Raw genomic sequence first — 21096 nt, 5'->3', positions numbered from 1 at the left:
ACTTCCAACACCATGCCACGCTCCGAAGCTGCAGTGCCGACGTTTCGTGTGACGGGAAAAATGCTTTTGCGAAGTGCCGCAGTCGCCTTGTTGCTGGGCCTTGCGGGATGTAGCAACGCCGTGCTGCTGTCGCCCTCCGGCGACATGGCCGTGCGGCAGCGTGACCTGATCATCATCGCCACCTGCCTGATGCTGCTGATTATCGTGCCGGTGATATGCCTGACCCTGCTGTTCGCCTGGCGCTATCGCGAAAGCGCCAAGGATGCGCCCTACAACCCCGAATGGGATCACTCCACGGTGCTGGAACTGGCCATCTGGGCCGCGCCGCTGCTGATCATCATCGCGCTGGGCGCGGTCACGTGGGTCAGCACCCATCAGCTCGACCCCTACCGCCCCCTGACCCGCATCGACGAACACCGCCCGGTGCCGGCCGACGTAAAGCCGCTCACCGTGGAAGTGGTGGCGATGGACTGGAAATGGCTGTTCCTGTATCCCGAGCAAGGCATTGCCACGGTCAACGAACTGGCCGCGCCGGTTGACCGGCCCATTGCATTCCGGATCACCGCCACCTCGGTCATGAACACGTTCTTCGTGCCGTCGCTGGCCGGCATGGTCTACGCGATGCCGGGCATGCAGACCCAGCTGCACGCGGTGATCAACAAGTCGGGCGTCTACGAAGGCATGTCGGCCAACTACAGCGGCGCAGGCTTTTCACACATGCGTTTCAAATTCCACGGCATGTCGAACGAGGATTTCGACCGCTGGGTGCAGCAGGCGAAATCATCGGGCACGCCGCTGTCGAAGGACACGTACCTGAAGCTGGCCAAGCCCAGCGAGGGCGACCCGGTGCAGCGCTATGCCAGCGTCGAGCCCAACCTCTACAAGCTGATCCTGAACCGCTGCGTGGAGGGCGGGACATGCATGGCGGACACCATGGCACAGAACCGGAATCGCAGCCGTGCCAGGTTCGATCCGTCCGCGGAAATCTGCACCGCGAGCAACACACCGGACGTGGCGCCGGTGTTCGCGCCGGATGCCGCGCTCAATGACGGCAGGCAGGTTTTGCGCTGAGGCGCAACCCGGTTCCACCCCTTCACGGATTCGATTTCGCCAATCATCATTGGCCAGCATTGGTCAATACAGGCCCAGGTGACAACCATGCCCGAGCGCTCAGAACTCGCCAACATGATCTTTGGCCGCCTGTCGTGGGAGTCCATCCCACTGCACGAGCCCATCCTCATCGGCACCTTCGCCGTCGTCATCCTGGGCGGCATCGCCCTGGTGGCACTGCTGACCTACTACCGCGTCTGGGGCTACCTCTGGCACGAGTGGTTCACCAGCATCGACCACAAGAAGATTGGCATCATGTACGTCGTGCTGGGCATCGTAATGCTGCTGCGGGGCTTTGCCGATGCGGTGATGATGCGACTGCAGCAGGCCGTCGCGTTCGGCGACAACCTCGGCTACCTGCCGCCACACCACTATGACCAGATCTTCACGGCGCACGGCGTGATCATGATCTTCTTTGTGGCCATGCCGCTGGTCACGGGGCTGATGAACTTCGTGGTGCCTCTACAGATCGGCGCGCGCGACGTGGCCTTTCCGTTCCTGAACAACTTCAGCTTCTGGATGACCACCGGCGGCGCCATCCTGGTGATGATGTCGCTGTTCGTCGGCGAGTTCGCGCGTACGGGCTGGCTGGCGTATCCGCCGCTTTCCGGCATCCTGCACAGTCCGGACGTGGGCGTCGACTACTACATATGGGCGTTGCAGGTGGCCGGGGTCGGGACATTGTTATCGGGGATCAACCTGCTCGTCACCATCGTCAAGATGCGCGCGCCGGGCATGACGCTGATGCGCATGCCGATCTTCACCTGGACGTCGCTGTGCACCAACGTGCTGATCATCGCCGCGTTCCCGGTGCTGACCGCTGCCCTGGCGCTGCTGTCGATGGACCGATACGTCGGCACCAACTTCTTCACGGCCGACCAGGGCGGCAGTGCCATGCTCTACGTGAACCTGATCTGGATCTGGGGCCACCCCGAGGTCTACATCCTGGTGCTGCCGGTGTTCGGCATTTACTCCGAGGTCACCGCCACCTTCTGCCGCAAGCGCCTGTTCGGCTACGCGTCGATGGTGTACGCCACCGTGGTGATTACCGTGCTGTCTTACCTGGTATGGCTGCACCACTTCTTCACCATGGGCTCCGGCGCCAGCGTGAACTCGTTCTTCGGGATCACGACGATGATCATCTCGATCCCCACCGGGGCGAAGATCTTCAACTGGCTGTTCACGATGTACCACGGCAAGATCAAGTTCGAGGCGCCGATGCTGTGGACGGTGGGCTTCATGATCACGTTCGTGATCGGCGGCATGACCGGTGTGCTGCTGGCGGTGCCGCCAGCCGACTTCGTGCTGCACAACAGCCTGTTCCTGATCGCCCACTTCCACAACGTGATCATCGGCGGGGTGCTGTTCGGGCTGATGGCCGGCATCTACTACTGGTTCCCGAAGGCCTTCGGCTACCGGCTGGTGGCATCGTGGGGCAAGGCGTCGTTCTGGTTCTGGCTCACCGGCTTCTACTTCGCGTTCATGCCGCTGTACTGGCTGGGCATGCTCGGCGTGACGCGGCGGGTGAACCATTTCGACGATCCGTCGCTGCAGATCTGGTTCCTGATTGCCGCGTTCGGCGCGTTCCTGATCGCCTGCGGCATTGCCTGCTTCATCATCCAGCTCGTGGTCAGCTTCATGCGCCGCGAGGAACTGCGAGACACCACCGGCGACCCATGGGACGGCCGCACGCTGGAATGGTCCACGTCGTCCCCGCCGCCGCAGTACAACTTCGCGTTCACGCCGATGGTGCATGACACCGATGCTTGGTGGCAGATGAAGCAGTACGGCTACAAGCGGCCGATGGAGGGCTTCATCCCGATCCACATGCCGAAGAACACCGCGGCGGGCATCGTGCTGGCCGGCCTGTGCACGCTGATGGGCTTTGCGCTGATCTGGCACATCTGGTGGCTGGCGGCGGCGTCGTTCGCGGCCACGATCATCGCGGCAATCATCCATACCTTCAACTACAAGCGCGACTACTACATCCCGACTGACGAAGTGGTCCGGACCGAAGCGGCACGCACCCAACTGATGGCAGGCCATGGCTGATACGACCCTACCGCTCCAAGCGCACAGCACCGCGGCCGCCGACGACATACCGCCGGGCGGCTATCAGTTCTACCTGACGGAGGAACACCATCCGCAGAACGGCACGCTGCTCGGGTTCTGGCTCTACCTGATGAGCGACTGCCTGATTTTCGCCTGCCTGTTTGCCGCCTACGGCGTGCTGGGCCGCGAGTACGCGGGCGGCCCCACCGGGGCCGAACTGTTCGAGCTGCCGCTGGTGGCATTGAACACGTCGTTCCTGCTGCTGTCGTCGATCACGTACGGCTTTGCGATGCTGCAGATGCAGCAGAACCGCGTGGCCGGCACGCAGATCTGGCTGGCCATCACCGGCGTGTTTGGCGCGGCCTTCCTGTTCGTGGAACTGTACGAGTTCGCGCATCTGATCCATGAGGGTGCCGGCCCCACGCGCAGCGCGTTCCTGACGTCGTTCTTCTCGCTGGTCGGCACCCACGGGCTGCACGTGACGTTCGGGATGGTCTGGCTGATCGTGCTGATGCTGCAGGTGGGGCGCCACGGCCTGGTCGCAGCCAACAAGCGGCGGCTGATGTGCCTGTCGATGTTCTGGCACTTTCTGGACGTCGTCTGGATCGGCGTCTTTACCTTTGTCTACCTGATGGGAACGTTGCCATGAGCGCGCAAGACCACGCCATGAACGGCCATGGCCACGATCACGGCCATCACGAAGAAGACATCGGGCCCCACGCCACACTGGGCGGCTACCTGACGGGTTTCGTGCTGTCGGTGTTCCTGACGGCAGTGCCGTTCTGGCTGGTGATGGGCAAGGTATTCGACAAGTCGTCGACCACGGCCGTCGTGATTCTGCTGATCGGGGCGGTGCAGATCGTCGTCCACATGATCTACTTCCTGCACATGAACGCGAAGTCGGAGGGCGGCTGGAACATGCTGTCGCTGATGTTCACGCTGACGCTGGTGGTGATCACGCTGTCAGGGTCGCTGTGGGTCATGTTCCACCTGAACAGCAACATGATGCCGCAGATGGAGCACGCCCGCGAGGCCGCGCAGTCGGGCGGCACGATCGTGCCGCCCAGGACGAAGTAACGGCTGCAAGGCCTGAAGCGCAGCGTTGCACCGCGCATCAGGCCATCGGCATCAGGCGGCCAGGCGGAACGTCGCCACGGCCTCCTTGAGACGCTGGGCCTGCTCTTCGAGCGAGCCCGCGGCCGCCGCGGCCTGTTCCACCAGTGCGGCGTTCTGCTGCGTCACGGTGTCCATCTGCGTGACAGCCTGGTTCACCTGCTCGATACCAGAGCTCTGCTCGGCCGACGCCGCACTGATCTCGCCCATGATGTCGGTCACGCGCTTCACGGCGCTGACGATCTCTTCCATGGTCTGGCCGGCCTGCGCCACCAATTCCGAACCGCGTTCGACGCGGTCGGCGGAATCGCCAATCAGCGTCTTGATTTCCTTGGCGGCGTTGGCGCTGCGCTGCGCCAGGCTGCGCACCTCGCCGGCCACCACGGCAAAGCCACGGCCCTGCTCGCCGGCACGGGCAGCTTCCACCGCAGCATTCAGCGCCAGGATGTTGGTCTGGAACGCGATGCCTTCGATCACCGAAATGATGTCCACGACCTTGCGCGACGACGAGTTGATCTCGTCCATCGTGTGCACGACCTGGCCCACCACATCGCCACCCTGCGTAGCCACTTCCGACGCATTCACGGCCAGCGCGCTGGCCTGCTTGGCGCTGTCGGCGTTCTGGCGCACGATGCTGGTCAGCTCTTCCATGCTCGATGCCGTTTCCTGCAGCGACGACGCCTGCTCCTCGGTGCGCTGCGACAGGTCGGTATTGCCCGCGGCAATCTGGCTCGTACCCGTGGCGATGGCCTCGGTGCCGTTGCGCACTTCCTTGACGATGCCCAGGATGTTGTCGTTCATCTCGCGCAGTGCTTCCAGCAACTGGCCAGTTTCGTCGTTACTGTCCACCTCGATGCGGCTGGTCAGGTCGCCCGACGCCACAGTGCGCGCAAATCCCACGGCGCGATGCAGCGGGCGCGTGATGCCGATGGTCAGCCACCAGGCAAAGGCCACGCCGATGGCCAGCGCGACAACGCCCAGCGTGATCAGGCCGTTGCGGGCGCTTTCGTAGATGCTATTGATCTGCACCGCCGTGGAATCGATCGATGCACGCTGGATATCGAGCAGCTTCTGGATCTCGGCCAGATAGGCATCGCCGGCCGGCACGAATTCCGACTCCAGCACCTTGTTGGCTTCGTCGGTCAGGCCTTCGGCCTTGAGCTTGGTGATCTTGTCGCGCGAATCGTTGTACGGGTTGCGCACCACCTGAATCTTCTTGAACGATGCCTTTTCCTCGTCCGTGGACAGGCGCGGCTCGATCTTGTCGCGCAGCTCGGCAATCGCCTTGACCGAATAGGCAGTCTCGGCCGAGAAGAACGCGCCCAGCGACGGATCGCCACTGCGTGCCACGGCCGTGGTACGGCGCACGCTCGCATACATCAGCCGATACCAGTCGCTGACCAGGCGCTCCTTGGCCAACGGCTCCTGCATCATTTCGTGCGTACGGCCCGCGACTTCCTGCAGGCGCACAACGCCAAGCACGGTCATGAGCGTCGACAACACCAACACCACGCCAAAGCCGATGCCTAGGCGTACACCAATACCAAGATTTTTCATTGCTTCTACCTGATCCATTGGTTAGCGGCAGGCCGAGTCGCGTGTTGCCCCCCGGCCGCTCCTCCTGCGTCAGCCGTACATCTACATGTACGCACGGACAGACATTGGAAGACCTAACGGTCTGGCGTAGTCGAAACTTGAGAGAAAAATAAGGGAAAACGCGGATTGCGGGCGCAGATTCGCGTTGAAAGCCAACTGTAATGTTGGCGCCTATTTCCGGTGCACGGGGACCGACGTCGGGCTGAACCAGTACGGCACCAGCGACAGTGCCACGACGGCCACGGCCGAGAAGAAGATGGCTGAGTAGGTGTTCGCCACGGGCCAGTCGCGCAGGTGACCCGCATTGGCAATCAGCCCGAAGCCCCACGACGTCAGCGCCGAACCCAGGAACACGAACGTGTTGAGCAGGCCCAGGCCACGCCCGCGCTTGGCCGGCGGTATCAGCGCGCGACCCTGCGCCATCACCAGCGGATGCAGCATGCCGATGGTCGACAGCAGTGCCATCAGGCCAACGCCAGACACCACGCCGGTATCGGGCCAGATCGTCAGCACGATGCCACCCACCATCGACAGGCAGGCCCAGCCGCCGATGGTGCTCTTGAGCGTGTTACGCCGCACCAGCACCGGCAGCAGGAAGGCCGTGGCAAAGCCCGCCAGGCTCAGCAGCGTCAGCGCCACGCCGCGCGTGCCGGCCTGCAGGCCGAACACATCGGCCAGGTATGGCCCGCTCCACGCATTGCGGAAACCCGTGCCGGCCGCCATGGCCACGCACAGCGGAATCAGCGTCCACAGCGGCCACATGCCGAGCAGTTTCACGCTTTCGGCCAGCATCGCACCCATCGGCGCCTGGCGCGCCTGCGCATGGCCGGTGTCGCGCACGTGGCGCCATACGCCATAGCAGGCGCCCACCATGCACAGCGCCGAAATGGCCAGTGCGGGACGCCAGCCGAAGTGCTGCGAGAACCAGCCCAGCGGCGCCGTGGCGCACAGCGCGCCAATCATGCCCATGGCGTTCGAGCGACTGACCACTCGCATGTATTCCCGCTCGGAAAGCTGCTCCGACGCATAGTGCAGCAGCCCCATGAAGACCGGCGCGCAGGCCAGACCCAGCCCCGCCTGCGCCAGCATGGCCAGCGTGCCGCTGGGCGCCAGCACGAATCCCACGGCGGACGCCGCGCCAACGCCAAGCAGCCAGGCGGTGGGACGCCCGACGCCATAGCGGTCGAAGGCGATGCCAACCGGAATCTGCGCCACCGCGAACGACAGGAAGAAGCACGACGACAGCGCGCCGAAGCCCGCCGGCGACAGCCCGAAATCATGCTGCAGCTCGGGGGCGATCACGGCCAGGCAACTGCGATAGAACTGGCTCAGGATGAACGCGAACGTGAGCAACGCAATGCCGCGCGTGGCGGTGCTGTTGTCAATGTCGGAGGAAGTCTGGGGACGCCGGTCTGCTGCCGGTTCTGTTGCCGGGGTATTCATTGATACGCGTCGTGGATGTGGCTCGCGGCCTGTATTTCGCGATCATTCTACGCGGCCAGACCCGCCACACCCGCCCGTCGGCACGGAAAAGTCATAAAAGCGGTCGATCACCGCGCAGCCGTGCGGCAAGGTTCCGCCTGGTGAAATCCCGGGTTACTGCCCGGCCGCCAGCGCACGTCCCAGCTTGCAGCCCCGGTCGAGGAAATCGCTGGCGTGGCCGTTGCCGCCGCTGGCCTTGTCCGCCGGCGCATCGATCACGACAAACCCGGCAGCACCGCCGGCTGGCTTCACGTAGGTCACGAAGACGCCGCGGTCGCCCATGTCGCCACCCACGTCCTGGCGCACCAGCGCGAACGGATTGACAGACAGCGCCGGCTGCTCGGCAGGCACCAGCATCGCTCGCACCGGCTTACCGTCGAACTTCAGGTCACGCCATTGCGTGCCGATATCGCTGTTGACCAGGAACTCGTGCGCGCGTGCGCTGATGCAATCGAGGTGAATGTGGAGCTGGTCCTGGCTGCGCGATGCCCGGGCGTTGATCGCCAGGCCCAGCAGCGTGTCCGGCAGCGAATGGCCCACGGCCTTGCCGACGATATCGCGCGCCTGCCATCCAAACGCCCAGGCATTGCGCTGGCTGTCGTTCCAGACACGCGGATCGTCGACACCGGCCACCGCCTGATCGGGAATGACCAGGTAGTGCGACGCGCCGATCATGTCCTTGTAGAGCACGAAGCCCTGCGCGCGGTCGACGATCACGCAGTCCGCGTGCGTCGGCGTGGCCGGCACCAGACAGCGTTCCTGCACGTTCTTCCAGAGCGAGTCGCGCGAGAAGCCGCCAACGATGCGTTCGAGCAGGCCGACGTCGGCACAGGCGGGCCCCGCCACAACCAGTGCCAGACCACCCAACAGCCAATGCTTCAACATGGTGCGCCGACGCTGCAATTCAGCGTGCGGTGCGACCGCCGTAGTACGTGCCGTTGCGCGGATTCGAAACCATGTAGTGATGATTGCGCGCCCAGCGTTGAGCGGCAAGAAAAGCATCGGGTTCACGCTGACTCCATGCACTGACCATCAGCGGCGAAGCATCTTCCTCGGTATTGAGGTAGACCGCCGCCCGATGCAGTGGGCCCTGGCTATGGGATCCAGGAATCGTCGTGGTACGAATCGTCACGCGCATCAGATCAAATCTTGAAGCCCAGATGTCACAGATTATGCATAACCCGACATGACATGGGAATGACCGCGCATTGGACGGGGTGCGTATGTGGACAGTTCTTTTCCTATGCTGGTCAGACAGCCGCGCCAGCCCGGGCTTTGCGGGGCAGGGGCGGGTCTTCCCCAGCGTGGCGCGCACGCCACGGATTCAAGCTCAAGGAGGCAAGACGATGACGCAATCGTCCACACTGACCTCGGCCAGGACACTGGCCGAAAGCAATCGCGCGCATTTTCCCAATGAAAGTGCTGCGTACCGCCAGGCCCGCAATGCGCTGCTGGGCGAGGAAATCGAGTTGCGCCGACACATCGAACGCGTGGCGGAGATGCGACGCCAACTGCCCCCGGGCGGCGAAGTGAAGCAAGCCTATCAATTCACTGGCGAGAAGGGCTCAGTCACGCTGGCCGACCTGTTCGGCGACAAGGACACGCTGGTGGTCTACAGCTACATGTTCGGCCCGCAGCGCGAAAAACCCTGCCCGATGTGCACGTCGCTGATGGCATCGTGGGAAGGCAAGGTCCCCGATATCGAGCAACGCGTGGCGCTGGCCATGGTGGCACGTTCGCCGATCGACCGGCTCAAGGCCGCCAAGGCCGCTCGCGGCTGGACGCAACTGAAGGTCTACGCCGACACCGACGGTGCCTTCACGCGCGACTACGTGAGCGCGGACGATGCAGACATGCCCGCCTACACCGTTTTTACGAAACGTGACGGCACGATCCGGCATTTCTACAGTGTCGAGATGAGCGGCAACATGGCCGATCCCGGCCAGGACCCCCGCGGCGCGCCCGACCCCGATCCGCTATGGACGCTGCTGGACACCACCCCGGAAGGGCGCGGCGGAAACTGGTATCCGAAGCTTCAGTACGATTGATGGGTTGGCTCCCCGCTTTCTCTCCGCGCGCGCGCGGGGGAGGGGCGCGTTCTGGCGGCATTGGCAAGCGTCAGCAACAGCTACAATGCGCGGTTCATCGACGTCATGACCGCGCCATGCCAAACCCCAACCGGGCCTTCCTGCTCGGCCCGTTGCTCAAGGGTGTTTCCCGTTCGTTCTACCTGACGCTGCGCATTCTGCCCGCAGGCATGCGCGACCCCGTCGGGCTGGCCTACCTGCTGGCGCGCGCCGCGGATACCATCGCCGATACCTCGCTGATCCCGCCCGCGCAGCGGCTCGACCTGCTGCTGGCACTGCGCCAACGCATCAACGGCGCCGACGATGACGGCACGCTTGCGCGAAGGCTGGCCGTGGAAGTGGCCGGACAGCAGACGGTGTCCGACGAGAAGGTGCTGCTCGAATCGATCGCCCCCGCGCTGGACGTGCTGGCGCAGCTTGCCCCATCCGATCGCGCCGCCGTGCAGGGCATCGTCACGACGCTGACCGAAGGCATGGAGTTCGATCTGCAGACCTTCCCCGACGAACGCTCGGGCCAGGTTGCGGCCCTGCCGGCACTGACCGACCTCGACCGCTACACCTATCTGGTGGCCGGCTGCGTCGGCGAGTTCTGGACCACCATGACCGACGCGCATCTGCCCGGCACCCTCAACGATCCGCTCGATACGATGCTGCGTCGCGGCGTGCGCTTCGGCAAGGCGCTGCAGATGGTGAACGTGCTACGCGACGTTGGCAAGGACTTGCGCATCGGCCGCTGCTACCTGCCCGCCGAAGTGCTCGACCGCCATGGCCTGACCTTGCCGATGCTGCTCGATCCGACGAATTCGCTGCGCGCCCGCCCCATGCTGCACGAGTTAGTGCGCATCGCGCTCGATCACTTCCGCGAAGCCATGGCGTACACGTTCGCGCTGCCGCGCACCGCCATACGGCTGCGGCTGGCCTGCCTGTGGCCGATCCTGATCGGCCTGGAGACACTGGCGCTGCTGGTGGAAAATGACGCGTGGCTCGATCCTGCCCGCGTTAGCAAGGTCAATCGCAACAGTGTGTATCGCGTGCTGTGGCGCAGCACGGCGCTGGTCATGTCCGACACCGCGCTGCGCAACTGGATGAACGGCCTGGTCGCCCGCATCGATAAAAGCTTGCGCTGAAGCCGGCGGCTCCGGCATTTCCCGCCTTTTCCCGGCCCCTGTTTTCTCTTATGATGCCGCCCACCATGCCGGCCCGTGGAGAGGAGACTGCTGGCCGGCGAACTCCGCCCGAGGCCTCACAAGAGCCCGGACGCATGTCTTATATGTCCACTCAATCGCATACAACAGAAGAAGGCGCACACGCGCCCGGGCTGCGCCGTACCTTGCACGCACGCCATCTCACCATGATCGCCATTGGCGGATCGATCGGCACCGGCCTGTTCGTGGCATCGGGCGCCACGATCGCGCAGGCTGGCCCGGGCGGGGCCCTGGCGGCCTACATCCTGATCGGCGCGATGGTCTATTTCCTGATGACCAGCCTGGGCGAGCTTGCCGCCTACATGCCGGTGTCGGGCTCGTTCGCCACCTACGGCGCCAAGTACGTGGACGAAGGCTTCGGCTTCGCGCTGGGCTGGAACTACTGGTACAACTGGGCCGTGACCATTGCCGTGGAACTGGCGGCCGCGCAACTCGTCATGCAGTACTGGTTCCCCGACACGCCGGGCGTGCTGTGGAGCGCGCTGTTCCTGGGGCTGATGTTCGCGCTCAACGCGATCTCGGTGCGCGGCTTCGGCGAGGCCGAGTACTGGTGCGCGCTGATCAAGGTGGTCACAGTGATCGCCTTCATCGCGATCGGCACGCTGATGATCTTCGGCATCATGCGCGGCGATTTCGCGCCCGTGAATGGTCTGGCCAACCTGACCATCGGCGATGCCCCGTTCGTGGGCGGCTTGCCCGCGCTGATCGGCGTGGCGATGATTGCCGGCTTTTCCTTCCAGGGCACCGAACTGATCGGCGTGGCGGCCGGTGAATCGGCAGATCCCGCCAAGAATATTCCCCGCGCCGTGCGGCAGGTGTTCTGGCGCATCCTGCTGTTCTACGTGCTGGCCATCTTCATCATCGGCGTGCTGATTCCGTACACCGATCCGAGCCTGCTCAAGTCCGACGTGGAAACCGTGGGCGTCAGCCCGTTCACGCTGGTGTTCCGTCACGCCGGGCTGGCCTTCGCCGCCGGCGTGATGAACGCCGTGATCCTGACCGCCGTGCTGTCGGCTGGCAATTCGGGCATGTATGCGTCCACCCGGATGCTCTACAATCTGGCCACCGAAGGCCGCGCGCCGCGCGTGTTCGCGCAGCTGACCCGCAACGGCGTGCCGCTGATGGCGCTGCTGGCCACCACGGCCGTGGGCGCGCTGTGCTTCCTGACGTCGATGTTCGAGAGCAAGTCGGTCTACCTGTGGCTGCTGAACCTGTCGGGCATGACCGGCTTCATCGCCTGGCTGGGCATCGCGGTGAGCCACTACCGCTTCCGCAAGGGCTTCGTCGCGCAGGGGCTCGACCTTAACCGCCTGCCCTATCGCTCGCCGTTCTTCCCGTATGGCCCGATCTTCGCGTTCGCGCTGTGCATGATCGTGACACTGGGCCAGAACTACCAGGCCTTTACCGACGGCAAGATCGACTGGGTGGCCGTGACCGCCACCTACGTGGGCATTCCGATCTTCCTGCTGATCTGGTTCGGCTATCGCATCGCGCGCAAATCGCGCTTCGTGCGCTATGCCGACATGCAATTCCCCGCGCTGCCCGCAGCCGACACCGACGCTTCCGAGCGCGGCATGGCCACGGCGGCCGGCGAATAAGAGCGCCGTTCCCAGGCGCCTGGATAACACTAAAAACAAGCACAACGACCAAGGAGTCATCTTGAAGAAGTCCATTCGCACGAGCCTGCTGGCACTGGCCGCCCTGGCGGCCCTGCACGCACACGCCGCACCCACGCTGGTGGAATCCGTCCGCGGCTACACGCTGCAGAACGACAAGGTCACGCAATTCAGCGGCCTGGTGTTCGACCAGGGCAAGGTGCTGGCCACCGGCGACGCCGCCGCGCTGCGCGCCAGGTATCCCGACGCGAAGCGCGTCGACGGCCAGGGCAAGACGCTGCTGCCGGGCCTGATCGACGCCCACGGCCACGTGTTCCGCCTGGGCTTCAAGACCACCGAGATTTCGCTGTCGGGCACGAAGGACCTGAACGAGGCGCAAGGCATCATCCGCGCCTACGGCCAGAAGAACCCGCAGCGCCAGTGGCTGCTCGGCTATGGCTGGAACCAGGTGAACTGGAAGCTGGGCCGCTTTCCGACTGCCGCCGAACTCGACGCCGCCGTCTCCGACCGCCCGGCGCGCCTGGTGCGCGTGGACGGCCACGCCGCGTGGCTGAACACCAAGGCGCTGCAGGCGGCCGGCATCACGCGCGACACCAAGGATCCGGCCGGCGGCCGCATCGAGCGCGACGCCAGCGGCAACCCGACCGGCGTGCTGGTCGACAAGGCCATGGCGCTGGTCAACGACATCATTCCCCCGTACACCGACGATGACCGCCGTGCCGCGCTGGCCGCCGCCATCGCGCACATGAACGCGCTGGGCCTGACCGCCGTGGGCGACGCCGGCGTGACCGTGACCGACGACCGCATCTATCGCGAGTTCGCCGACCAGGGCAAGCTGACCACGCGCATCTACGCGATGATTCGTGACACCGGCGACGACTTCAAGGCGCTGTCCGCCAAGGGTCCCGTGATTGGCTACGGCAACGACCGCTACTACCTGCGTGCCGTCAAGCTGTACGGCGACGGTGCCCTGGGCAGCCGCGGTGCCGCGCTGATGGAGCCGTACACCGACGACCACGCGCAAAGCGGCCTGCTGTTCATGAGCGACGCCGCGATGCAGGCCGCCGTGAAGACCGCCATCAAGGCCGGCTACCAGGTCAACGTCCACGCCATCGGCGACAAGACCAACCGCCAGGTGCTGGACGCCATGGAAGTGGCCTACAAGGAAGTGGGCGGCCGCGCGCTGCGCAACCGCATCGAGCACGCGCAGGTGGTGTCGATGCCGGACATCCCGCGCTTCAAGAAGCTGGACCTGATCGCGTCGATGCAGCCGACGCACGCCACCAGCGACATGAACATGGCCGAAGACCGCATCGGTCACGATCGCATCAAGGGCGCCTACGCCTGGCAGACGTTCCTGAAGCAAGGCACGGTCATCGCCGGCGGATCGGACTTCCCGGTGGAATCGGCCAATCCGTTCTACGGCCTGCACGCCGCCGTGACGCGTACCGACCACGAAGGCCGCCCGATCAAGGGCTGGCATCCGGAGGAAGCCATGACGCTGCCGCAGGCGTTCCGCGCCTTCACGCTGGACGCCGCCTACGCCGAGCACCAGGAAAAGTCGCTGGGCTCGCTGGAAGCCGGCAAGTGGGCCGACTTCATCGTGGTGGACCGCGACCTGTTCAAGGTACCGGCCGGCGACATCTGGAAGATCCAGGTGCTGGAGACCTGGGTAGCCGGCGAGCGCGTGTATGCGAAGGGCGACCAGTCGGCGCAGCGCTGAGCCGCACCGCACGCCCAAATGAAAGGGCCCCGCATCGCGGGGCCTTTTTTCTTGCCGCCATGGGCAACCACGTTACTGCTGCGCAGCCGCCGGTGCCTTCTTGTGCGTCGACGACTTGCCCGACGACTTCTTGGTGCTCTTGCTGTCGGTCAGAGCCGAAGCCGTGTTCTGGTTCGCGCCCTGCGTGTAGGGATCGAACTTGTCGCCCGAACGGGCCGTGTCCGGCACGTAGCCGTCCTTGTTGGTGGCGCGCGCCGGATCGGGCACGTAGCCGTCCTTGTTCGTGGTACGCATGTTGTAGTCGTAGCGATCGGCAGGATTGGCCGGGCCAGCCGCCATTGCCAGACCAGGAATGCATACCGTCACCGCCAATGCCACTGCCATCGTGAACGCCTTCATCGAGATCTCCCTGCGCAAGACTGTTAAGAAAGAAATATCGTGCGGCAATTCCGCACGGACCACAGTCAAGCGTAGACGTCAGACATCGAAAACGCCATCACCGGCGGCGTATGGCCGTCACGTCACCGTGCGAATCGACAAAGCGCCGCTTTCGCACCAAAACTGGCGGGCGGGGTCCGCAGCGGGCGGCTGGGTTCAGGGACGCAGCAGGTCGAAGCCGGCCAGCGCCACCACGCCACTCAGTACGTCGGTCGACATGGCGCCGTCACCGATGATCAGGATGGCGGCGGCGGCCCACGTGGTGGCGCAGAAAAGGTAGAAACGCTTGTTCATGGTGCAGGAAACGCTGGATGACCGGCGAGGGTCGGCAGGGGTGGAAGTCAGTATAAACCCTGATAACAACCCTTGCACCCCCTTTGTCGCCAACCCGCACCATGCCGGCAATGTGTCACATCGAAGCGAGGCGGTCAGGCCAGCAACCTGGGCACCGACGCCACCAGCATGGCCACGCCCGAGCAGGTCAGCAGCGTCAGCACGATGCGCCGGAAGGTCACATCGCTGATACCGATATAGACACGCGTGCCGATCAGCGTCGGAATCAGCATGGCCGGCGCCACGATGGCAAACATCGGCAGCATGTCGCGCGTGATGATGCCGGTGCCCACGTAGACCCCCATCGTCACGATCAGCGCGCCCAGGTTGAAGTTCTGGATCACCACGCGCTGCTTGTCCTTGTCGAAGCCGCGCAGCGTGCACCACAGCGTGGGCGCGATGCCGGTGAACCCGCCGATGCCGCCCATGATGCCGCCGATGACCCCGACAATGCCGTCGGCCACGCGGCCGCCATGGCGGATCGGCGGGATGCGGGCAGAGAACAGCATGATCGGGCACCAGATCACCAGGATCATGCCCAAGCATAGCTTGAACAGGTTGACGTCGAGCCGTGGCAGCAGGCTCACGCCGATGGGAATGCCGACGATGCCACCCAGCAGGAACGGCAGCACCGTGGAAAGATGAAACTTGCGCCGCACCGTGAACGCCGCCAGCAGCTGGCCGGTCAGTGCGCCGAACACGGACATCGCCGAGGCCATGCGCGGTTCCACGCCCCAGGCCCAGAACGACATCGCCACCATGCCGAAGGCAAACCCGGAAAGCCCCTGGACAAACCCGGCGACGATGGCGCCGAGCGCGACGACGATGAATACGGAATCCATGCGGATCCTCTTCTAGTTATGGAGGGTAAGGCTCCCCGCCCTCGTCAGACGGGGGGCGGGGCAAAACGAAGTAGTCCGATCAGCCGCCGATACCCAGCAGTTCCACTTCAAAATTCAGCGTCGCGTTGGGCGGGATCGTGCCCGGCACACCGCGCGCGCCATAGGCCGTCGATGCCGGGCAGGTCAGCTTGACCTTGCCGCCCACCTGCATTTTCTGCACGCCTTCGGTCCAGCACGGGATCACGCGGTTCAGCGGGAACGAAATCGGCTGGCCGCGCTTGTACGAGCTGTCGAACTCGGTGCCGTCGGTCAGCGTGCCGCGATAGTGGACCTTGACGGTGTCCGACGCCTTGGGCGACGGGCCCGTGCCCTTGGTCACGGTATCGACCACCACGCCCGAAGGCAGCGTTTCGGCAGCGGCGGCCAGACCCGAAGCGGTCAGCGCAACGGCAGCGAGGAGCAGGGAGATTTTCTTCATGAGATTCTGTCGTGTGTCGTGGGTCCGATTTTCAGGAGCGACACCGGGTCCCGGCAAATCGGGCCAGGTGCCAGCCGGCAAGTGTACACGCCATGCCGGCCGGCAACTGTGTCACGCCCGATGCATCGGGACGCCCACGGTTACGACACCTGGCCCATCGCCGGATCGCTGACCGAGTCCTTGCCGGTCTCGATACGGCCCGCGATACGGCGACGCAACGACGGCGCCAGATCGCAGCCGATCTCGAAGTCGTACCAGTTGCCGCTGTCGCCCAGCGTCCAGCTCAGTTCGCCTACCTGGCCCGGCGCCACGGTCTGCGTCCACGGACCGTCCGTGCGGTATGCCCTGGCCGATGCCGTGAACGTGCACGCCTTGTCGCTGCGGTTGTGCAGCTTGACCTGCAGCTTTGCCGGATCGCACAGCTCGTAGCAGACCTGGATTTCCGCGCCGCCGGCCGCCGACTGCTCGGACACATTGCCGACGAACGCGCGGTGATAGCCGTTCGGACCCAGCACCCAGAGGTCGTACTTGCCGTTGTCGGCCGCCACGCTCCACACGCCGTCCAGGCGCTTGCCGGCTTCCACCACGTAGCGGCGCGGAATGGCATCCAGGTGCAGCTTGTCGTAGACGTGGAAGACCGCGCCGGCGTTGCCGTCATCGGCAAAGCTCAGCGTCACCGTCTTGGCGCCCGCGTCGATGTGCGACGTGGTGTGCAGTTCGTAAGGCAGCGCACGCGAAGGCCGCGTGCCGGTGACCTGCGGCGGCAGCACGGCAGTGGTCGGCACCGGAATGGCGGCCGATGCCTTCTGCGTCAGCGCCAGATTGTCGACCGTCACCTTGGTACTGCGGCCGGCCAGCGTCGGCAGTGGGTCGGCGTTCGGGTTGACGAAGTTGAAGGCCGACGTCAGGTCGCCGCACACCGCGCGGCGGTAGGCGCCAACCTGCGGCTCCTTCACGCCGAAGCGCTTTTCCAGGAAGAGCAGCGTCGACGTGTGGTCGAACACCTGCGAGTTGACCCAGCCGCCACGGCTCCACGGCGACACGATCCACATCGGCACGCGCGGGCCCGGGCCGTAGGGCTTGCCATCGATGGCCGACTGGTTGGTCGTGGCCGGCGTGTAGTTGTGATACTCGAAGGCCATGTCGGCCGCGCCGAGCGTGCTGCCGCCGGCCAGCGACGCATCGGCGTTGCGCGACGGGGCCGACGGCGGCGGCAGGTGGTCGAAGAAGCCGTCGTTCTCGTCGTAATTGATCAGCAGCACGGTCTTGCTGAAGACCTCGGGATTGGCCGTCAGCGCGTCCAGCACCTGCTGCACGTACCAGCCGCCCTGCGCCGGGCTCGACGGCCCCGGGTGTTCGCTGTACAGCGAAGGCGGGATGATCCACGAGACCTCCGGCAGCGTGCCGTTCTGCACATCGTCGCGGAACGACTGCAGCAGCCCGTCGGGCATGGTGTTGGCAAAGCCCCTGGCCAGCGGGCTCAGCGCGTCGTCGATGGCCGGATCGTAGGCAGGCGAGACGGCGGGCAGCGCCACCGGGCGGCGCGCCACGGGCATCGACTCGATCGCCGCGCGCCAATGCTGGAAGCTCATCATCTCGTTGCAGCCGTAGTTGTCGGCCAGGCTCTGGTAGACCTTCCAGCTCACGCCCGCATCCACCAGGCGGTCGGCATAGGTCTTCCACGTCCAGCCCTGGGTCGACGGTCCCACGTCGTTGCCACCGTTGAACTCGTTGACCATGGCCGCCACATTGGCGCCGCTCGGGCCATTCGTGCCGGTCCAGTAGTACAGGCGGTTCGGAATCGTGCCCGTGTGCATCGAGCAGTGATAAGCGTCGCACAGCGTGAAGGCATCGGCCAGCGCGCGTTGGAACGGCACCTCGGGCGTGTCGAAGTACGACATCGACAGCCGGTTCTTGGCCACGGGCCAGCGGTTCATGCGGCCGTGGTCCCAGGCGTTCTGGGCGTCGGGCCAGGTATGCGGCGTGCTGCCCGCGCGTTGAGCGTTACCCAGCGAGCCATCCAGCCGGTACGGGGTGATCGTGGCGTTGGTGGCATCGGTCTGGAAGAACGCGTTCTGGCCGTTTGCCAGCGGAATCGCAAAGCGGTCGCCATAGCCGCGCACGCCCTTGAAGGTGCCGAAATAGCTGTCGAACGACCGGTTTTCGAGCATCAGCAGCACGACGTGCTTCACGTCCTGGATCGTGCCCGTGACGTTGCTGGCCTCGATGGCCAGCGCACGGCGGATGCTGGGCGGAAACGATGCCAGCGTGGCGGCGGCGGCAGCCGTGCCGAGCGTGTTGCGCAGGAACTTACGTTTGGATGGGTTGAATGTCATGCCGGGTCGGTGTCTGTTGTGTGGGGGTGGCGCGGGACGCTGCTCAGGGGCGGATCTCGGCGAAATCAGGGGGCCGGCGCGCAGTGCGCCGTGGTGCAGGCGGCCGGCGTGGTGCCGCCATTGCCGCCACCCGTGGCAGGGGGCGTCGCGTTGTTGTCGTCGCCGCCGCCGCAGGCGCCGAGCATCAGCGCCAGGCACAGGACACCGGCGCCGAACACCGGCCTGCGCATGCGCGAATGAACAGTTTTTGTGGTTGTCATGGTTCGAGGTCAGAGAATTTCATGTGACGGTTCGGGCGTCAAATGTCCTGATGCCCGTGCACGATCCCCGCCGCCCTTGTCTCCCAATGTCTTGATATACAAGGCTTACCCCTCCGAAGGAGGGTGTCTGCGGGCGAGAAGTGAAGTCTGGACGCTTGTTATGTCAACGATGTGACCAAGGCGATACCGATCGCGCGTTTGAGCGAACACATGTTGCGAATGAACATACCCAGGGTCGGGCGATGCAGGGTTCTGCGCGGTTGCGGACCTTGCTGTCACGCCCGTCGACTAAGCTTGTCGGGTTGCCCCCTCACTCCACCTTCACCCTCGCCAGGAGCGCCCCATGGCCCAGCAGCAGCGCATCACCATCACCGTGCCGGACGGCAGTTTTGCCGCGTACCTCGCCACCCCCGATGCCGGCAACGCGAACGGCGCGGCCATCGTCGTGCTCCAGGAAATCTTCGGCATCAATGCGGACCTGCGCGAGACATGCGACAACTTTGCGCGCGACGGCTTCGTGGCGATCTGCCCGGACCTGTTCTGGCGGCAGGAGCCCAACGTGGAACTGACCGACAAGACCGAGGCGGAATGGAAGAAGGCGTTTGCGCTCTACAACGGCTTCGACGTCGACAAGGGCATGGCCGACGTGGGCGCCACCATCCAGGCCGCGCGTCAGCAGCCGGGCGTCAAGGCCGTGGGCACCGTGGGCTATTGCCTGGGCGGGCTGCTGGCCCTCCTGAGCGCCACGCGCACCGATGCCGACGCCAGCGTGTCGTACTACGGCGTCGGCATGGACAAGTACCTGGGCGAAGCGTCGAAGATTGCGAAACCGCTGCTGATGCATATCGCCGAGGCGGATGAATTCGTGCCGCCTGAATCGCGCGCAAAGATCGTCGAAACCTTAAAAGACAATCGCCACGTCGAGATTCACACCTATCCGGGCTGCCAGCACGCGTTCGCGCGCAACCAGGGCGTGCATTACGTGGATGCGGCGGCCAAGGCCGCCAATGCCCGCACGCTCAAGCATTTCCTGTCGATGAAATAACCCTGCTTCTGCAGGCATTGACCCGCGTTCCGCCGCGATCCATGCCACAATGCCCGCTGGCCAACTACGCAGACGGAGCTTTCGGGATGTATCGCGGGGAACGGTTCAACGGCTACAGTCACCTGGCTGGCGCGGTGCTTTCCGCCGCCGGCATGGCAGTACTGGTCACCTCGTCGGCGCTGTATCACGACGCCTGGAAGGTGGTCAGTTCCGTGGTCTACGGCACCACCCTGGTGCTGCTCTACACAATTTCCACCGTCTATCACAGCGTGCGCGGGCCGGCCAAGGACATCTTCCGCCGGCTCGACTACTGCGCGATCTACCTGCTGATCGCGGGCAGCTATACGCCGTTTGCGCTGGTGACCTTGCGGGGGCCCTGGGGCTGGACGCTCTTCGGCATCAACTGGGGCCTGGCGGCGGTGGGCATCATCCAGGAACTCTGGATCGGCCGCCGCACGCGCGTGATATCGCTGTCGATCTACGTCATCATGGGCTGGCTGGTGCTGATCGCCTTCCAGCCGCTCGCGGCGGCGCTGCCCACAGCAGGCCTGTACTGGCTGGTGGCCGGCGGCGCGATCTACACCGCCGGCATCGGGTTTTTCCTGTTCGACGAGCGCGTGCGCCACTTCCACGGCATCTGGCACCTGTTCGTGCTGGGCGGCAGCTTCTGCCAGTTCATCAGCATCCTGTTCTACGTCGACTGACGCGCTACACCTCGCTACACCTCGGACACGGCCGCCGCCGGCGCGGTCGCTTCCGATACCACCCCCGCCTGCAGCAGCGCAGCAATCTCCGCCTCGCCATAACCACATTCCGCCAGTAGCGCACATGTATGCTCGCCCAGCCGCGGCGAGGGACGGTGATACTGCGCAGGCGTTTCCGATAGCTGGATCGGCAGGCCCAGCGTACGGATCGGCCCCGCCTCGGCATGCTGCTGGCGCACCACCATGCCACGCGCCAGCGTCTGAGGATGGTTCAGCGCCTCGCCAATCGAGTGCACGGGCCCGGCCGGCACCCCCGCCGCGTCGAAGACATCGAGCCAGTGCGCCGACGGGCGCGTCATCAGGATGGCGGCCATCTCGGGCAACAGCGACTCGCGATGGCGCATGCGGTCGGCATTGAGCCGGTAACGCGGATCGTCGATCCACTCGGGATGCCCTATCGCCTGCGCGATGCGCGCCCAGTTCTTTTCGTTGGCGCCGCCCACGATGATGTGGCCGTCCTGCGTCGGAAACGCCTGGTACGGCGTGGCCAGCACGTGCGCCGATCCACTGGGCCCCGGCGATTCGCCCGTGGCAAAGTGGATGGCCGCATGCCAGTAGAGCTGCTGCAGCCCGGCCTCGATCAGCGAGGTCTCCACCACCTGGCCGCGCCCGGTCT

General features: G+C 65.0%; 21 protein-coding genes. 10 read left to right on the top strand and 11 right to left on the bottom strand.

Features of this window, described 5'->3' with window-relative positions; translation table 11 throughout:
- Positions 1–12: 12 nt before the first annotated feature.
- The 4 genes from cyoA to cyoD all read left to right on the top strand — a co-directional run bounded on the left by cyoA (position 13) and on the right by cyoD (position 4239).
- Positions 13–1071 carry a ubiquinol oxidase subunit II gene (gene cyoA / locus CYJ10_RS22985; RefSeq protein WP_101683751.1) on the top strand — a complete coding sequence of 353 codons (1059 nt, stop codon included), beginning with the start codon at positions 13–15 and terminating at the stop codon, positions 1069–1071.
- 87 nt (positions 1072–1158) lie between these two features.
- The gene (gene cyoB / locus CYJ10_RS22980; protein WP_101683750.1) at positions 1159–3162 is read left to right on the top strand and encodes a cytochrome o ubiquinol oxidase subunit I; all 2004 of its coding nucleotides are present in this window, start codon (positions 1159–1161) and stop codon (positions 3160–3162) included.
- Entirely contained in the window at positions 3155–3811 is a 657-nt protein-coding gene (cyoC, locus tag CYJ10_RS22975) for a cytochrome o ubiquinol oxidase subunit III (RefSeq protein ID WP_101683749.1), read from the top strand. Before cyoB ends, cyoC begins: the two co-directional genes overlap by 8 nt.
- The gene (gene cyoD / locus CYJ10_RS22970; RefSeq protein ID WP_101683748.1) at positions 3808–4239 is read left to right on the top strand and encodes a cytochrome o ubiquinol oxidase subunit IV; all 432 of its coding nucleotides are present in this window, start codon (positions 3808–3810) and stop codon (positions 4237–4239) included. The genes cyoC and cyoD overlap by 4 nt, the downstream gene beginning before the upstream one ends.
- A 51-nt stretch (positions 4240–4290) precedes the next feature.
- On the opposite strand, the gene CYJ10_RS22965 is transcribed toward cyoD, so the two are convergent.
- The 4 genes from CYJ10_RS22965 to CYJ10_RS22950 all read right to left on the bottom strand — a co-directional run bounded on the left by CYJ10_RS22965 (position 4291) and on the right by CYJ10_RS22950 (position 8491).
- On the bottom strand, positions 4291–5832 hold the full coding sequence (locus CYJ10_RS22965; protein ID WP_101683794.1) for a methyl-accepting chemotaxis protein: 1542 nt from the start codon (positions 5830–5832) through the stop codon (positions 4291–4293).
- Between the two features lie 210 nt (positions 5833–6042).
- Positions 6043–7314, bottom strand: coding sequence for an MFS transporter (locus tag CYJ10_RS22960; protein WP_101683747.1), 1272 nt, complete (start codon positions 7312–7314; stop codon positions 6043–6045).
- A gap of 153 nt (positions 7315–7467) precedes the next feature.
- On the bottom strand, positions 7468–8238 hold the full coding sequence (locus CYJ10_RS22955) for a CDP-diacylglycerol diphosphatase (protein ID WP_257993470.1): 771 nt from the start codon (positions 8236–8238) through the stop codon (positions 7468–7470).
- A gap of 19 nt (positions 8239–8257) precedes the next feature.
- A complete protein-coding gene (locus CYJ10_RS22950) occupies positions 8258–8491 on the bottom strand; it encodes a CDP-diacylglycerol pyrophosphatase (protein ID WP_082926616.1) in 234 nt (77 codons plus the stop codon).
- Positions 8492–8699: 208 nt separating this feature from the next.
- Between CYJ10_RS22950 and CYJ10_RS22945 the strand changes: the two genes are divergently transcribed.
- From CYJ10_RS22945 to CYJ10_RS22930, 4 genes are all read left to right on the top strand, one after another.
- Positions 8700–9401 (top strand): DUF899 family protein, encoded by a 702-nt coding sequence (locus CYJ10_RS22945; RefSeq protein WP_101683746.1) that lies wholly within the window; start codon positions 8700–8702, stop codon positions 9399–9401.
- Positions 9402–9517: 116 nt separating this feature from the next.
- Complete coding sequence (locus CYJ10_RS22940) at positions 9518–10567, top strand: phytoene/squalene synthase family protein (protein ID WP_101683745.1); 1050 nt, start codon at positions 9518–9520, stop codon at positions 10565–10567.
- A 143-nt stretch (positions 10568–10710) separates the two neighbouring features.
- The gene (locus tag CYJ10_RS22935) at positions 10711–12243 is read left to right on the top strand and encodes an amino acid permease (protein WP_101683792.1); all 1533 of its coding nucleotides are present in this window, start codon (positions 10711–10713) and stop codon (positions 12241–12243) included.
- Between the two features lie 61 nt (positions 12244–12304).
- Positions 12305–13984: an amidohydrolase gene (locus CYJ10_RS22930; RefSeq protein ID WP_101683744.1), complete on the top strand. Its 1680-nt coding sequence runs from the start codon at positions 12305–12307 to the stop codon at positions 13982–13984.
- Positions 13985–14056: 72 nt separating this feature from the next.
- On the opposite strand, the gene CYJ10_RS22925 is transcribed toward CYJ10_RS22930, so the two are convergent.
- From CYJ10_RS22925 to CYJ10_RS33880, 6 genes are all read right to left on the bottom strand, one after another.
- Complete coding sequence (locus tag CYJ10_RS22925; protein WP_101683743.1) at positions 14057–14383, bottom strand: hypothetical protein; 327 nt, start codon at positions 14381–14383, stop codon at positions 14057–14059.
- Between the two features lie 195 nt (positions 14384–14578).
- Positions 14579–14716, bottom strand: a complete 138-nt coding sequence (locus CYJ10_RS34240; RefSeq protein WP_180863029.1) for a hypothetical protein — start codon at positions 14714–14716, stop codon at positions 14579–14581.
- Between the two features lie 134 nt (positions 14717–14850).
- Positions 14851–15597 carry a sulfite exporter TauE/SafE family protein gene (locus CYJ10_RS22920; RefSeq protein ID WP_101683742.1) on the bottom strand — a complete coding sequence of 249 codons (747 nt, stop codon included), beginning with the start codon at positions 15595–15597 and terminating at the stop codon, positions 14851–14853.
- 79 nt (positions 15598–15676) lie between these two features.
- On the bottom strand, positions 15677–16075 hold the full coding sequence (locus CYJ10_RS22915; protein ID WP_066740848.1) for an FKBP-type peptidyl-prolyl cis-trans isomerase: 399 nt from the start codon (positions 16073–16075) through the stop codon (positions 15677–15679).
- A gap of 140 nt (positions 16076–16215) precedes the next feature.
- Positions 16216–18411: a phosphocholine-specific phospholipase C gene (locus CYJ10_RS22910; RefSeq protein WP_101683741.1), complete on the bottom strand. Its 2196-nt coding sequence runs from the start codon at positions 18409–18411 to the stop codon at positions 16216–16218.
- 65 nt (positions 18412–18476) lie between these two features.
- On the bottom strand, positions 18477–18671 hold the full coding sequence (locus CYJ10_RS33880) for a hypothetical protein (RefSeq protein ID WP_146002100.1): 195 nt from the start codon (positions 18669–18671) through the stop codon (positions 18477–18479).
- A 343-nt stretch (positions 18672–19014) separates the two neighbouring features.
- Between CYJ10_RS33880 and CYJ10_RS22905 the strand changes: the two genes are divergently transcribed.
- Both CYJ10_RS22905 and trhA read left to right on the top strand, forming a co-directional pair.
- Entirely contained in the window at positions 19015–19716 is a 702-nt protein-coding gene (locus CYJ10_RS22905; RefSeq protein ID WP_101683740.1) for a dienelactone hydrolase family protein, read from the top strand.
- An 86-nt stretch (positions 19717–19802) separates the two neighbouring features.
- On the top strand, positions 19803–20420 hold the full coding sequence (gene trhA / locus CYJ10_RS22900) for a PAQR family membrane homeostasis protein TrhA (RefSeq protein ID WP_101683739.1): 618 nt from the start codon (positions 19803–19805) through the stop codon (positions 20418–20420).
- 14 nt (positions 20421–20434) lie between these two features.
- Here trhA and CYJ10_RS22895 read toward each other — a convergent pair.
- A partial coding sequence (locus CYJ10_RS22895) for a CaiB/BaiF CoA transferase family protein (protein ID WP_180863032.1) occupies positions 20435–21096 on the bottom strand: 662 nt, incomplete at its 5' end.

This window comes from Cupriavidus pauculus (assembly GCF_002858765.1).
Lineage (GTDB): Bacteria > Pseudomonadota > Gammaproteobacteria > Burkholderiales > Burkholderiaceae > Cupriavidus > Cupriavidus pauculus_B.
This window is presented reverse-complemented; position numbering and strand designations above follow the sequence as displayed.